Annotated in this window: 16 protein-coding genes; all 16 read right to left on the minus strand. The window is 43.1% G+C overall.

What is annotated here, in order from left to right; translation table 11 throughout:
- Nucleotides 1-46 precede the first annotated feature (46 nt).
- The 16 genes from M1D70_RS29035 to M1D70_RS29110 all read right to left on the minus strand — a co-directional run bounded on the left by M1D70_RS29035 (nucleotide 47) and on the right by M1D70_RS29110 (nucleotide 13,722).
- Complete coding sequence (locus M1D70_RS29035) at nucleotides 47-3,196, minus strand: IPT/TIG domain-containing protein (RefSeq protein WP_456288587.1); 3,150 nt, start codon at nucleotides 3,194-3,196, stop codon at nucleotides 47-49.
- Between the two features lie 14 nt (nucleotides 3,197-3,210).
- Nucleotides 3,211-3,558: a hypothetical protein gene (locus M1D70_RS29040; RefSeq protein ID WP_456288588.1), complete on the minus strand. Its 348-nt coding sequence runs from the start codon at nucleotides 3,556-3,558 to the stop codon at nucleotides 3,211-3,213.
- Nucleotides 3,559-3,575: 17 nt separating this feature from the next.
- A complete protein-coding gene (gene fliS, locus M1D70_RS29045; RefSeq protein WP_326114720.1) occupies nucleotides 3,576-3,947 on the minus strand; it encodes a flagellar export chaperone FliS in 372 nt (123 codons plus the stop codon).
- Between the two features lie 6 nt (nucleotides 3,948-3,953).
- A complete protein-coding gene (locus tag M1D70_RS29050) occupies nucleotides 3,954-4,319 on the minus strand; it encodes a flagellar protein FlaG (RefSeq protein ID WP_456288589.1) in 366 nt (121 codons plus the stop codon).
- 21 nt (nucleotides 4,320-4,340) lie between these two features.
- Complete coding sequence (gene fliD, locus M1D70_RS29055) at nucleotides 4,341-5,849, minus strand: flagellar filament capping protein FliD (protein WP_456288590.1); 1,509 nt, start codon at nucleotides 5,847-5,849, stop codon at nucleotides 4,341-4,343.
- Complete coding sequence (locus M1D70_RS29060; protein WP_456288591.1) at nucleotides 5,846-6,895, minus strand: glycosyltransferase; 1,050 nt, start codon at nucleotides 6,893-6,895, stop codon at nucleotides 5,846-5,848. Before M1D70_RS29060 ends, fliD begins: the two co-directional genes overlap by 4 nt.
- 85 nt (nucleotides 6,896-6,980) lie before the next feature.
- On the minus strand, nucleotides 6,981-7,784 hold the full coding sequence (locus M1D70_RS29065; protein ID WP_326114714.1) for a flagellin N-terminal helical domain-containing protein: 804 nt from the start codon (nucleotides 7,782-7,784) through the stop codon (nucleotides 6,981-6,983).
- Between the two features lie 111 nt (nucleotides 7,785-7,895).
- Entirely contained in the window at nucleotides 7,896-8,117 is a 222-nt protein-coding gene (gene csrA / locus M1D70_RS29070) for a carbon storage regulator CsrA (protein WP_326114713.1), read from the minus strand.
- Nucleotides 8,117-8,539 (minus strand): flagellar assembly protein FliW, encoded by a 423-nt coding sequence (locus M1D70_RS29075; protein WP_456288592.1) that lies wholly within the window; start codon nucleotides 8,537-8,539, stop codon nucleotides 8,117-8,119. Before M1D70_RS29075 ends, csrA begins: the two co-directional genes overlap by 1 nt.
- Before the next feature lie 51 nt (nucleotides 8,540-8,590).
- Nucleotides 8,591-9,157, minus strand: a complete 567-nt coding sequence (locus M1D70_RS29080; protein WP_456288593.1) for a DUF6470 family protein — start codon at nucleotides 9,155-9,157, stop codon at nucleotides 8,591-8,593.
- Nucleotides 9,158-9,171: 14 nt separating this feature from the next.
- On the minus strand, nucleotides 9,172-10,068 hold the full coding sequence (gene flgL / locus M1D70_RS29085; RefSeq protein ID WP_213580652.1) for a flagellar hook-associated protein FlgL: 897 nt from the start codon (nucleotides 10,066-10,068) through the stop codon (nucleotides 9,172-9,174).
- 15 nt (nucleotides 10,069-10,083) lie between these two features.
- The gene (gene flgK, locus M1D70_RS29090; protein ID WP_456288594.1) at nucleotides 10,084-11,646 is read right to left on the minus strand and encodes a flagellar hook-associated protein FlgK; all 1,563 of its coding nucleotides are present in this window, start codon (nucleotides 11,644-11,646) and stop codon (nucleotides 10,084-10,086) included.
- A 26-nt stretch (nucleotides 11,647-11,672) separates the two neighbouring features.
- Nucleotides 11,673-12,173: a flagellar protein FlgN gene (locus tag M1D70_RS29095; protein WP_456288595.1), complete on the minus strand. Its 501-nt coding sequence runs from the start codon at nucleotides 12,171-12,173 to the stop codon at nucleotides 11,673-11,675.
- Complete coding sequence (gene flgM, locus M1D70_RS29100) at nucleotides 12,170-12,466, minus strand: flagellar biosynthesis anti-sigma factor FlgM (RefSeq protein WP_015737724.1); 297 nt, start codon at nucleotides 12,464-12,466, stop codon at nucleotides 12,170-12,172. Before flgM ends, M1D70_RS29095 begins: the two co-directional genes overlap by 4 nt.
- A gap of 87 nt (nucleotides 12,467-12,553) precedes the next feature.
- Nucleotides 12,554-12,964, minus strand: coding sequence for a TIGR03826 family flagellar region protein (locus M1D70_RS29105; protein ID WP_009594229.1), 411 nt, complete (start codon nucleotides 12,962-12,964; stop codon nucleotides 12,554-12,556).
- Between the two features lie 113 nt (nucleotides 12,965-13,077).
- The gene (locus tag M1D70_RS29110) at nucleotides 13,078-13,722 is read right to left on the minus strand and encodes a ComF family protein (protein ID WP_456288596.1); all 645 of its coding nucleotides are present in this window, start codon (nucleotides 13,720-13,722) and stop codon (nucleotides 13,078-13,080) included.
- Nucleotides 13,723-13,807: the final 85 nt, after the last annotated feature.

A 13,807-nucleotide genomic window follows, 5' to 3' on the forward strand; every position in this document is an offset into this window, starting at 1 on the left:
TTGCTTGACTTTAGAGACAGCCGTCATGGTTATGATAACTAACCTATTAATTATATGTGTAATCGAGCGTGTTGCTTTCCTGTCCATCAGGGTTTACTACTTTAACTTGGACTACCCCTGTACCTGCCGGAACTACAGCGGACATACGAATTGCAGAGGTAAAGGTTACTTTAGTTGATTCAACTCCATTAAAGTAAACCTTGGCACCTTTTACGAAATTCGATCCACTTAAATAAACCGTATTTCCTCCTGCAGCTGAACCGCTGGTAATGTTCAAAGATTTAATAATTGGTGCAGGAGCCAATGGCGGCTCTTCATAAGTGAATGTAGATGAAGCACTTTCGCCATTAGTTAATGTAACAACAAGTGGTACTGTGCCTGCTGTTGGACTTGGCGGAGTAATTACCTTAACTCTTGAGTTGCTCACATACGTATCAATCGGCACTACAGCTCCATCAATGGTGACAGTCATTGAAGGCTCAAAATTGGCACCATTAATGTATAGATGAGTTCCCCCTGCTTTTGGCCCGTTTGCAGGTGTCAAGCTTGTGATCGTAGGTTGAACCAATGTGTATGTGTATGCTCCTGGTAGAGTAAACGTACCTTTATCCGGGTTTATGACTTTTATATCCACTTGCCCTACCGATGAAGCCGCAGGCGCATAAACGCTTATTCGGGTTGCACTTGTAAAAGAATAGACCTGAGCTGGAGAATCTCCAAAAAATACCTCAATTCCTCTTTTAAAGTTCGTTCCTGTCAGATATACTACATTACCACCTGTTGTTAGACCTGAGTTAGGATTTACTACTGTGATTTCAACAGGCTCAGGCTGAGGCTCAATATAAGAATAAGTAACATCTTCATTCGTTAACTGACCACTAGGATTCTTCACTTTTACTTGAACAGTGGCAGCTTGAGCCCAGGTCGGGGTAACTATCTTCAATTGCTTATTGCTTACAAAGGTACTCGGGATTTCAATGTCATCAAAGAGTACCACTGCATCCTTAACAAAGTTTTCACCATTTAGTACCACTGTCGTATTCCCTGTTAAAGGACCGCTGTTTGGTGTAATTGTATTTAACACCGGTGCCGGAGGAGGTGGAGGTAAGATATAAGTATAGCTTAATGGCAAGATCGCCTCTTTATCGTCCGGATTTACTACCTTAACATCAACTGCACCTTCTATAGAAGAAGCCGGAATTGTAACAGCCAAGCGAATGGCCGTAGTAGAAGTAACCACTGCCTCAACATTATTCACCAAAACTCGTACACCTTTTACGAATCCGCTACCCGAAATGTAAGCAGTATTACCACCCGTTGTTTCACCGGAACTAGGTGTAATTCCACTCACAACGGGAGCCGGGTATTGAGGCTTGGCATAGGTATACGCCTGAGATAATACAGCCTCCTGGCCATCCGGATTCACGATTTTTACATCTACCGTTCCTTCTTGCCCTGCAGGCGCCTCAACCTGAATCCGGTCCGCAGAAATGAAAGATTTTACGACTGCCTCATTTGCTCCAAAATACACCTTTACAGATGGGTCTATCAATTTACCATTAATATAAATGGCTTCTCCACCAGCTGGAAGACCTGTATTTGGAGTAACGGCTGTAATTTGAAGTTTTGGCTTCTCCGCTTCTTTGTAAGTAAAACCAGAAGGAATTGTCAGGGTGGTTCCATCCGGATTAGTAATTGTAATATCAACGGCTCCAGCCTGCGTTGCAGACGGAGTCTTAGCAACTAAATAGTCAGTCCGTTGTGTTGAGACAACACCAGGTTGATCCCCGAAATTAACAACAACGCCGGAAAGGAAATAGTTCCCGCTAAATACAACGTTGGTGCCTCCCTCGACAGGTCCTTCCACAGGGCTATAACTCTTTACTTCAGGGTTCGCAATATACCGATAACTGCTTGTTGCAAATTGACTATCCGGATTCATTACTTTAACGGTTACTTCTCCTTGCTTACCTGCCGGAACGATTAACTTGAGACTTTGTGTATCCACAAATGTTACATCTTTTATCTCAGTGCTATTAAAAAATACTCTAGCGCCGCTTACAAATTTATCTCCATTGATTTGAATTTCATTTCCACCTGTTGGATGACCCGACGGTTCAACAATGGAAGTAATCACTGGAGCAGGAAGCTTAACTTTGAGCAACTTATTCGGAATAAGCTTATTCCGGTTGGCACCGGCATAATCTTGGTAGGTTATGTTGGCTGCATTGGTTGATACATAGAAGCTACCAGTCTGTTGTACTTTCGGGCGAATTTTGTAAGTGAATTTCAAAGTATTGTTTTTGAGTTCCAGGAAACTCCAGCTGATCTCGTTCCCTGATACTGTCGGTTGCGGGATATTATGTAGATAAGAGTCAGGGACAATTTCAAATTGGTCGTTCACATAGTCGGTTACTTTTACATTATAAGCACTTGCTATTCCGATTTCTTTTACAATAGCCGCATAAATGTCGCTTAGACCGACAGAACCTAACACGAAGTGATGATGAGATGAAGTGGTTGCCATTTTGGTCAGAAGCTGATTGGGACCGCTTGTATCAGGATTATCATTCGTATTTAATAATGCAATCGTATAGAATACGATCCCCTGGTCTTTGGCGGCTGTCGCTCTATCCAGAGCATATTGGTAGGCATTACCGCTTGGTTCGGTCGCATCTCCATCCGTCATTAATACAATAACTGGCTGTGCTCCTTCTCGCGGTGCCTTTGTTAACTCATTAATAGCAGCATCAATGGCATACCCTGTTCCGGTTCCGCCACTCGCCTGAATCGTATCAACGTACGTTTTGGCTGTGTTAGCATCCGTTGTCAGCGGAAACGTCTTCACATTATTTTGCGAACTATAATCCACAATGCCTACACGATGGACATTTAAATCCATCAGATCAATAAAACCCTTAGCAGAGTCTCTAGCGGCAACAATCTTATCGCCTGCCATACTGCCTGATTTATCGATAATCAGAATAACATCATTCGGTCTTACAACGGATACAGGTGGGGTCCCTTGAATCGTAAGTTCAACCGTTGCCTCTTCTTCAGTGGTGATTTCTGCCGGTGTAACTTGTCGAGAAACCTGAATGTAATCAGCTGCTGCCGCTGGAGCAGCAAAGCCACCAAGACCGCAAATGGTTAATATAATCACTAATATTGCAGCGATCCTTTGTTTAATACGCATGCAAATCCTCCTTATTATTTGTAAGTATCAAACATGATACCTGAACCGAGAGAAGATACCTCATATTTACTTTTGAAATTATTCCCTTTGCGCAATTGACTGATCTGATTTGAGACAATCCCATGTTGCCTAGCAATCTCATGGTTTATTTGCAATTCTAACTGGTAACAGACACGGAATAATTCCTGAACCTGTTTTTTTTCTTGTACGGGCAGGCTATTGAAATCTGCATCATGAAAATCTTTGACCAGCTTTGACTGTATGGAGATAAATTCGTCTGACTTAGACGACCAATCTTCATTAGACTGAATCTCTATCAGATATTGTTTTGTGAAGTCTACCAATGCTTGGGCAGTATCCACCAAATTATGAGAGTCCATCATTTTTGCTTCACCGTCTTAATTGCCTCATGCCATGTATCACGGAGATCTGTAACCAAGTCAATAATTTCCTGGAAAACTTCCAAGTCCAACCGCATACTTGCATGGACTAAACGTTGCTTAAAATATTCGTACAACGAAGCGAGACTTTTAGAGATGTCATAGTTCATATTAAGTGTCGCATGCAGCTCATCAATAATGTTAATTGCCTTTGTGACGTATGAATTTTTACTCTGATAGTCTCTATTCTCCACGCTATTATACGCTTGCTTTAAAAACCGAATACAGCTGTTATAAAGCATCAACGTCAGTTCTTCGGGTGTAGCAGTTTTTATTTGTGTCTCATAATATCGGTTCACTGCTTGCTGCATGGCCGATTACCTCTTTTCGTCAATTATTGCGCCTACTACTATTTGCTGAAGTTTCTCTACCAATTCAATCATTTTCTCCGGAGGAAGCTCGCGGATGATTTCATTGGTTTCTTTGTTATAAATTTTGATAATCAGATCTCCAGTTGATGCATGCAATTTAAACTCATACCGTTGTGGCGTGCCTTCAAGAGTTCTGTTTACTTTGTTAATCGCATCCAGCACTGCCTTCTCACTAACTGACAACGGTTGTACCTTGTTCTTCGTCTGAAGATCCTGATAACTAGTCCCTACATAGCTAGGGGTAAATGATGGTTCTTTAACCTGTGCATTGCTGTGAGACAAGGAAGTTGATGGTAAGTTAGGAACCTGCATCTGAGACCCTCCTCGACTTTATTATCCCATATTTTGCATCAGGAAATTTAATTGGCTATTGCTGTATGCCATTGCTTTTTCCATAGCTGCAAATTGTTTGTAATAATTGTCTTCCTTCTTAAGAAGCTTATCTTCAAGTCTTTTGATTTCCAGCTCCATTTTACTGGATTGCTTACCCAATTCTGAACTGATATCGTTATAAGAACCACCAATGCTGCCGGACTTTTTGGTGATTTCACCAATCGTCGCATTTAACTGCTTATACATTTTTTGGAATAATCCTTCTTCACCACCAGTTGGGGAAGCCAGTGTGAACATCGTCTCTACTTGGTTAGGGTTTGCTTCAATCGCTTTTCTTAACTTAGCCTCATCCAACACGATTTTCCCACCTGAAGCTGCAAAATCCTTTGCATTCCCTGCATAAGCTGTTGTTCCTAATCCGATATCCATTGGAGAAATTTTGGTCGTTCCGTCGACAGGAATAGCCTGGGACAAAAAAGAACGCATTGTCCGAGCAAATGGTTCCAGTAGGGAGTCATTTCTAAGCAGCCCTCGCTTAGCCATAACCTCCCAATTCTTGATGTCATCTTCGCTCATTTCCTTCTTCTGGTCACTTGTTAATGGATCGTAACCCCTTGCGATTTTTTCATCGGTTAATTTTTGGATTAACGTCATTGCCTCGTTGTAGATACCGACAAATTCCTTAATCTTGTTGATTATTGCGTCTGTATCGCTATTATTCGTAATTGTAACTGCTGATGACGTCTGCTGTAAAAGGGTATAAGTAACTCCATCTTGGGTGAACGAATTACTTGAACGGTCAGATTCTATTCCGTTGATTACGACCTTAGCATCCTTTCCTTCGCTGACATTGTTGTCCATCTTGATGGCCGCCAGAAAATTCCCTTCCGTATCCTGTGCGTCAATCTTAGCTGCCTTGCCGGTTTCCCTGGATAGGAAAACAAATTGGTCTGCAGCAGAATCGTAACTCAAAGCAACTCCGGCACTCGATTGGTTGATTTTATTAATGATGCTCTGAAGCGTATCATCCTTGCTGTATGTGATTTCTACACCATTTATCGACATCGCTAAGCTTGAAGCACCAGATGAAGGGTCCAGAGTCGGGGTAGTTTGAAAATTCCCAGCATTATTCTCCAAAGATTTGCTTAAATCAAGAGCGCTGCCGTTTGTGATTTTTTCTGTGCTCTTCTTAGTCGCCTGAGTCGCCAAATTTTTGACTTCAATCGTCGTTGTCACTTTCCCCGGATTGCTTCCGCTTACCTTCACGGCATTTTCGTTAGATGAAGTTGCCTTGACTCCGGAAAAGTCGGCGCTAAAACGCATTTTATTAAGATTATCCCGAAGGGCCATTAATTTAGCATTTACATCCCTATAGAGATCCATTTTATACTGAGTGGTAGTCTTCTTTTGGGTCTTTTTTGTCAGCGGGATTCTTTCCGCTTTCATTAAATCGGCTACTAATTGGTCGATATCCATGCCGGAAGACATCCCAGATATACGAATAGTCATTCGATCACTCCTCTACTGACAATATCAGCTCGAAGAACCGCAGGCTCATAAGGTTTAGCTATATTGTAGTACACTAAGGCTTCCTCTGTTTTCCCGGTTACTTCGTAAAACACGCCCAAGTTATAGGCTGCAAGAAATGAACCTGCACCTTCGATTGTCGCATATTTCCCAGTCTCCCCAATTTGAATCGCCTGCTTAAAGGCAATCGGGATAAGTTCCATTCGGCCAACGTCCATATATAGCAAACCAAGCTGAAACCATAATTCCGCGTAATCGGAATAATGATTTTGGTTGATTTCTAACAGTTGGATGGCATCCTCAATTAATTGGGCTTTACGCAGTACTTTAGCGAATTCAACAACCATAGCAGCATGGGATAAAGTTGGAGCAGTCATGAAGTTAACGGCTTGAATAAATGCCTCACATGCTCCTTCAAGTTCGTCGACAGAAGCATGCAACTTACCCAGCTGGTACCACATGTAGCCGTTTGTTGAATTCTTCCGAAGTTGCGTTTGGTACAACGAAAGATACAATTCATATTTTTTCTCTTTATAGTTTGACCGATTGTAACCGTAATGATCAATCATAATTTCGGCCATTTCAAATGAAGCCATCGACTGACCATTATATAACACTTCATGAACAGGACCATGGAATCTATATTTCTCATGATTAGGAAATAACCGAACCATACGATGAACTCGGGTAAACTCGTGAGAGTCGTCGATATTCCGAATCATAATAGCAGCCGGTTTTTGTGAGTTTTGTTTCACATAATTCAATATTTGTTCGTATGATCCCCTTTGAAAACGTTCATCCGCATCCAACACAAATATATGAGAGCCAGTTGCCTTAGAGAGACAGTAATTTCTTGCCTTTGCAAAGTCTTCTTCCCATGTATAGTGGTATAAACGAACGTTACTATATGATTCGGCAATTCCGGTTGTTCGATCTGTGGAACCTGTATCCACGATAACAATTTCAATGTCGCCTGGAAGACTCTGCAGACAAGAACCGATGTATTGTTCTTCATTTTTGACGATCATGCATATCGATATTCTCATGGTTCTCTCCTATAAGAAAGGAGTCCACTGAATCAGTGGACTCCTACTGGACTTGAAGCTAATCCAATTAACGCAACAATTGCAGTACACCTTGAGGGGCTTGGTTAGCTTGAGCCAACATAGCAGTAGAAGCTTGTTGCAAGATATTGAATTTCGTGTAGTTCATCATTTCTTTAGCCATGTCAGTATCACGGATACGGGATTCCGCAGCTTGCAGATTCTCTGCAGTTGTACCCACGTTGTTGTACATGTGCTCAAGACGGTTTTGGAACGCACCCAATGCGGAACGTGCTTCGTTAACAGTTCCGATTGCTGTATCAATTACTGCAAGCTGAGCTACAGCAGTAGGTTGATCAGTCAGGCCACCAAAATTAAGTCCGCTGATGTCTGCTTTACTCATGTCAATTTCAACTTTCTCGGCTTCAGTACCACCCAATTGGATGTTTAGAGTATCAGTATTGCTTAGCAACTTGATTCCGTTGAACTCAGCGTTCGTGGAGATTTCCCCGATTGCTGTTGCCAGTTCCTGATATTCGGCATCCATTGCTGCCAAGTCACTTGCATTGTACGTGCTGGAAGAACCTTGAGTCGCCAGTTCTTTCATGCGAGTCAGCATGTCAGAAATTTCGTTCATAGCGCCCTCAGCAGTTTGCACAAGGGAAACTCCGTCTTGAGCGTTACGCATACCCTGGTTCATCGATTTGATTTGGGAACGCATTTTCTCGGAAATCGAGAGGCCCGCAGCATCGTCAGCAGCACGGTTTACACGGTAACCGGAAGATAGCTTCTCCGAAGATTTACCTTGTTGAATGTTGTTGAAAGACAGGTTGCGGTGAGAGTTCATCGCGTTAAGATTGTGGTTGATAATCATTGATTATTCCTCCTTGAGTTTTTAATTCACATCCTTGTGAAGTAGGCTCTTCGTCCTACATTATCTATATCGGAATCAAATCAGAATAGTTTATATTATATTTCGCATTTTTTATTTTTTTATTTTTTTTATAAGACTAGGATCGAGTTTGGCATTGGTAGCTTCCATATTATTCGCTTTTACTTCTTCCACTAATTCCTTTCTTAAGATGACAATATCTTCTGGCGCTCGAATACCGATCTTCACACTATCTCCTTCTATAGAAGAGATATAAATCTCAATGTCATTCTGAATGAGAATGGATTGCCCTCGCTTCCTTGTCAGTACAAGCATCATTTCAACTCCATTCTATCTGACTTATCCGTAATCAAAGGAGCATTCGTTCGATAACCATTGTTCTCCTGAACAACATACTGAGTTCCTTTACCATTTAAAACATTTACAATTAGTGGTGCCACAAGATTTAATGTAGACTCCTCCAATGTTCCCTTCATTGTTACAATGCACAGAATTAGAGCGTCTTCTGCCTGATCCAAATGCAATGTGCTCCTCATAGATTCATTTAACTGTATGGAATAATTCGGATACCACTGAAATGGAGTTACCGTCAAAAAGGAAATATCCTCGTCCTCTTCACTCTTTAAGTAAGCAAACGGGGTGCCCTCGATCGACTCTAGTCGAAAACTATTTAAATGATTAAAACCTAGAATATTTCCTTGAAATGAAATTTGCATGTTATGGAACTTCTCCAACATTCTAATAACCTCCTAAAAAAGACTACAGCTTCAGAAGCTATAGTCTCATTATCAACCATATAGATCATAATCGCTAACCCAAATTTTCAGGCTATTCTGATTTCTTATATAAACGTCTACTCCACCAGGGGTATAAGCAACCTCGGGACGTTGCGGTGAATAATTTACATTTGTTTGATGCAAGGACCAACTCATTTGTAGATCAACAGGTGTATATTGAACTCTAACATTATCATTAGAAGCCGTACCATTGTATTCTATGATCGGTTTCTCCTGAACTCTCTGTGCCATTATATCTGCAATCGAATTTCCCGGTTTAGTAAACTGAGCCAATCTGTTACCTTCGTCCACGATTCTAGAGACATTCGTCAGAAATTGTTGATCCATTTGGGAGTAAACCATCTGCAACCACTCCAAATGATTTCCTTTGCCTAATGCCATCCATGCTTTTGAGCTATCAATAGTCAATTCAGCAGGTGCTCTTTGTACTTCCATCGCGGCAGGGGTTGTCTCAACATTTAACTCTCCCTGCGGGGACTTCATTTGGAACTGCCCCTGCCTAGATTCCATTCCTATATTAGCATAGGTTTGCCGGATAGATAATCGCAGTAGATTCATCTGTCCCTCCTTAACTATCTGAGGTAATCCAGGAGACTGATCTGCATAATCTTAGCGCTTGTGGCCAACGAGGCTTGATACACGCTCTCATCTTGTTTTAACTTCATAATAGTCTCAGCATAGTCCGCATCCTCGACTTTAGCTTGCATGGAGGTAAGGTTCATTTCAAGATCACCCAGACGCTGGCTTATAAGTTCCACCCGGTTGGTTTTGGCTCCAATCTCGGACCTTGCTTCATTCAGCTTAGCAATTCTGCTGGAGAAATTGCCCAGCTCTGCTTGGGCAGCAGCTTTATCATTTGTATTCAGTGCAGTCTGGACTCTCTTCAGAACTGCAAATAAATTATCCGGATCCGTAGGCTCGCCAAAAACGTCTTGGCCTGTAACGTTAATGGTAAGCGAAGCCCCCTCGGTAAATTTATAAGTAATCCCGTGTGTATCCGTCACTTGTGTAGGAGCGAGTGCTTCATCATAAGGCGCCTGATCGGTTAACTGTCCGTTAAAGATATGTTTGTCATTAAATTTGCTGTTACCCAAAGATACGAGTTGTTCGTAAATCTGGTTCAATTCCGTATTCACAGCATTTAATGCCTCTTGCGGATTAGTACCATTGACTGCTTGAACAATCAATTCGTTGGCACGCTGAGAAATTTCATTGACTTGACCTATCACCGTGTCTGTATATTCCAGCCATGAAAGTGCCGTGTCCGCATTTTTCTGAAACTGCTCATTAAACGACAGTTCGCTTCGATATCTTAATGAATATGTAATCCCGACAGGATCATCAGACGGCTTATTTAGCTTCATACCTGTGGAAAGCACATTCATATTGCCGTCCATTCTCACTAAATTCGTATTAATATTTCGGATCATTTGCAGGTTCATCATACCTGGTGTAACGCGTAAAGCCATGAACTATCGCCTCCTCTATCTACCTACAACGCCCATGCTGTTAATGATCTTATCCAGGTTTTGATCCACAGTGGTCATAAAACGGGAAGCAGCTCCATAAGAGTGCTGCAACTTGATCAAATTCGACATCTCTTCATCTAAAGAAACTCCGCTTACCGATTGTCTTCTGGAATCAACCTGATCTACTAGCAGCTGGTTATTATCTTGTTGTCTTAAGGCCTCCCGGCTCTGTACGCCTAATTGCCCCATAACAGCCCGGTAGTAATCGTCTACGGTACCTGTCGTTATACCATTGTTACTTGCTATGGAGTTAAATGTAAACGGCCGTTCTCTAAGCTGAGACATCAATAAAGCAAGCGTATTATTACCTTTCACTACTTCATCCCCATTAGGGCCAGCTACAACTCGCAGTGAGGAAGCAATTTTATTAGGATCCTGGACAATGGCATTATTAACGCTAAATGAGGCAGCCGTGATAGGCCCACCATCCTTCGAGCTAAAGAAGTCTCCGGCAGCCTGAGCAGGTGAAGTAAATAGATACCCAAGTTTATGAAGTCCATTCAAGCCTTTGACAGTTACCGTCGTATCCGCGGTTAATGTTCTTGTAGTGCCGCTATAGGTTACACCATTTAATACCGTTCCTTCAGGAAGTACCGAGCCTGCTGGAATCGTAATGCTCACATCCCCGTTAGCTATCGTATTGGCCAGCTCGTTCAATTGGTCCAAGTAATCTTTTACGATACCATCCCTGGATTTAATGATGCCGAATAGTTCCCCGCTATTTAGCCCGTTGCTTGCATAGGCCGTCTCAAGTTGAGCTGGAGTAACAGGGACAGCAGCGTCTCCGGCGACTAATTCAAGCCCGCCCACAGTAACCCGGTATCCTGTTTCTTCTTCCACCACAGTTACATTAGCCATACGGGATAATTCATCAATGATGAGGTCGCGTTGATCCCTAAGATCATTGGCATTATCACGAAAGCCTTCAATGCGGTTAATCTCATAATTCAGCTGCGCCACTTGAGTTGTCAGTGTATTGATATGATCTGCATTTACGTTAATGCCCTGAGTCAAATCCGCCTGCATGTCGGTTATTTTCTTGCTGGTTTCGTTAAAGGCCTCTGCCATCGCTAAGGCATTTTCCCTGACGATCTTTCTTGAAGTTACGTTCTCAGGGTCTTTGCTGAATTCAGACCAAGCCTTCCAAAAGTTATCGATAACCGTTGTCAACCCAGACTCAGAGGGTTCGTTAAAAATCGTTTCCAGTTTAGAGAGCGTTCCTGCTTGTACTTCCCAATCACCAAGAGAGCGATTGGCGTTCCAGTATTGTTGATCCAAAAACTGATCTCTTACACGTTTGATATAATTAACTTCGACACCTGTGCCCAGCTGGCCAGGAGATATCTGATTATACATCCCTGGCATAGCCAGAGGACGTGAAGCGATCAAGCCTACAACTTGCCGTGAGTACCCCGGAGTGCTGGCATTTGCTATGTTATGACCGGTCGTGTTCATGCCTGCCATCTGAGCAAAGAGGCTGCGCTTCGCGGTTTCAATCCCGTGAAATGTAGATACCATGTGTTCTCTCCTTAATACGTGCCACGTTACGCTTTGGCATCAAAAAAATTGTTTTTATTCGAAAGAGCCGGTGGAGTGTCCGTAGGCTTCTTATAAATCATTTCCTCATCCACACCAACGATTATATTTAAAGAGAAGTCAATAAAATGCAGAGACTGCTCAAGCAACTGGGTCGTTAATTCATTCTGCCTTTTTAATATCATGGCGTTACTCAGCAAGCTATCACGGATTTGCATAAGCTCTTGCTTTTCGTTCGGATCGAATACAAGCCGCGATAGCTCGGTTACGCTTAGACTCAATTGGGAACGTATTCCCTTTTCCTGCAGGAAAAAATCCACTTGCTCCACGCGCTGCTGTTCCAGTTCGTTCATCTGTCTTAACAACCGATTTTCAATCGTCATCAGCCGAGTCAAGTTCGACGAATCATTATCAATGATTGCCTGTTGTTTCTCTTTACCGACGTCTATCATTTCAAGATGGACATCATTTAACTTCGTCATTGCTAAAATGACATTCTGTACACTCACTTGGACTCACCTGATTTATTGTAGGATTGAAAATACGGGAGTAATTTGTCTGCCAAACGATCAACCGGCACTTCATATGTGCCGTTGGTTACAGCTTCCTTTAAACGCTGGATCTTCTCCGCGCGTTCCGGATCCTGTACTTTACTCTGTGCACTCAGTTCCATCGCCTCCGGGGAGATTGATACTTCATCCTTGCGGCGTTTCTTCTTATCGATATGCTGCATCTCCCGAGATTCAATATTCCGTTGATACGAATTGATGCCGTTCACACGTCCCGATTCGTTAATCTTCACGCCCTATTCACCTCACTTAAAATAAAAGACCGATAAGCTTTACTAAGTTTATCGGCCGGATATGAAACATTGTTAATAGTTCAAAAGTTAGTATTTGCGCAGTTTATCGACTGCACTATAAGTCTCTCTGTCTTTGCGGGACCCAGGCTGATGTTCCTGGTCGCCGGCAGCCGCCTGCCTTAGCTCCCTCGTTAATCGGGTCCGGCAGGACTCGCACATATTGCTCTCGCGAATCAACGTTCCGCACACTTCGCAAGGATACGCCAGGTTCGGCGCGTTCGCAATCGAGATCCGGCCTTCCTTGATAAACTTCGTAATCTGCCGCACGGATACTTCCGTAGCCTCAGATACCTCATGGATGGTTGCGCCTTTTTGCTCACGCAGGAAGGTTGCGCATTTCTCATATTCCTTCTCAATCACTTTCATGCATTCAGGACACATTTCCCGAATATTCACCGTATATAACTTGCCGCACCGAGGGCAATTCCCCAAATTCATGCTCAACAACCTCCATGCCACATAGAACCTTTGATACCCCTAGATTACATTATCTGAGGGCTTACGTCTATCATTCGAAAGGAGAATCCACATATTTTTCCTATTTCGGTTGTTTATGAGCGCGCCCAGGTTAAACTATAAATCTCGATGGGCATTTCCAAAAAGGATTCGTATCCTCGCAAAACCTGGGCGCAAGCGTTAATCGTACTCCCGGTGGTATAAATATCATCGACGAGTAATATACGAAGTGGCCCCATGATCGGTAATATCTCCTCTGGAGAACCGGTATTCGCTGCGCCCCTCTTACTTATAGACCACAACACTTCGGGTGCTTGCTGTAACGCGCCAAAAACACCCTCCATATCCTTTAGCCGGTCCATCCGGCTCTTAAAACTCTGTTTATTCGTGTGACGGTCACGTTCCAGCAGCGGAACATAAGAAGTTTTTATGCTAGCCGCAAGCCCCTTTGCCAGCACTTCCGCTTGATTGAAGCCCCTCTCCCGCAGCCTTTCCTGGCTGACCGGAACCGAAGTAACCGCATGTATGCTCCAGGGTACACTATGCGCGTTCCGCAAACGATGATCACCCAGACGGACGTTCGCTTCTCGATGAAACATCGTAAAGGCTCTCAGCATCATCTCGACCAAAAGAGGCGCGTACCGCTCATTCCCCCTATATTTATATTGGGCCAGCCACTCCCTCATCTGCGCGTCATAGGTTACCGCACTCCGATTCGAAACAAAGCTCCGATCGTTCACGCCTAATCGAGTACAGTCGGGACAACCGATTCCCCGCCCGCATCGCAAGCATCGGGGTTTGAAAATCCATGGGATCTGCCGATAA

Source organism: Paenibacillus sp. AK002, assembly GCF_053903045.1.

Excerpts from the sequence above, each read along its gene's own strand:
- csrA (WP_326114713.1), bottom strand. The coding sequence starts at position 8,117 with ATGCTTGTACTGACAAGGAAGCGAGGGCAATCCATTCTCATTCAGAAT.
- M1D70_RS29065 (WP_326114714.1), bottom strand. The coding sequence starts at position 7,784 with ATGATTATCAACCACAATCTTAACGCGATGAACTCTCACCGCAACCTG.
- M1D70_RS29075 (WP_456288592.1), bottom strand. The coding sequence starts at position 8,539 with ATGTTGGAGAAGTTCCATAACATGCAAATTTCATTTCAAGGAAATATT.
- flgK (WP_456288594.1), bottom strand. The coding sequence starts at position 11,646 with ATGGTATCTACATTTCACGGGATTGAAACCGCGAAGCGCAGCCTCTTT.
- M1D70_RS29035 (WP_456288587.1), bottom strand. The coding sequence starts at position 3,196 with ATGCGTATTAAACAAAGGATCGCTGCAATATTAGTGATTATATTAACC.
- M1D70_RS29050 (WP_456288589.1), bottom strand. The coding sequence starts at position 4,319 with ATGCAGGTTCCTAACTTACCATCAACTTCCTTGTCTCACAGCAATGCA.
- M1D70_RS29105 (WP_009594229.1), bottom strand. The coding sequence starts at position 12,964 with ATGAATTTGGGGAATTGCCCTCGGTGCGGCAAGTTATATACGGTGAAT.
- M1D70_RS29060 (WP_456288591.1), bottom strand. The coding sequence starts at position 6,895 with ATGATCGTCAAAAATGAAGAACAATACATCGGTTCTTGTCTGCAGAGT.
- flgL (WP_213580652.1), bottom strand. The coding sequence starts at position 10,068 with ATGGCTTTACGCGTTACACCAGGTATGATGAACCTGCAAATGATCCGA.
- fliD (WP_456288590.1), bottom strand. The coding sequence starts at position 5,849 with ATGACTATTCGTATATCTGGGATGTCTTCCGGCATGGATATCGACCAA.
- fliS (WP_326114720.1), bottom strand. The coding sequence starts at position 3,947 with ATGCAGCAAGCAGTGAACCGATATTATGAGACACAAATAAAAACTGCT.
- M1D70_RS29080 (WP_456288593.1), bottom strand. The coding sequence starts at position 9,157 with ATGAATCTACTGCGATTATCTATCCGGCAAACCTATGCTAATATAGGA.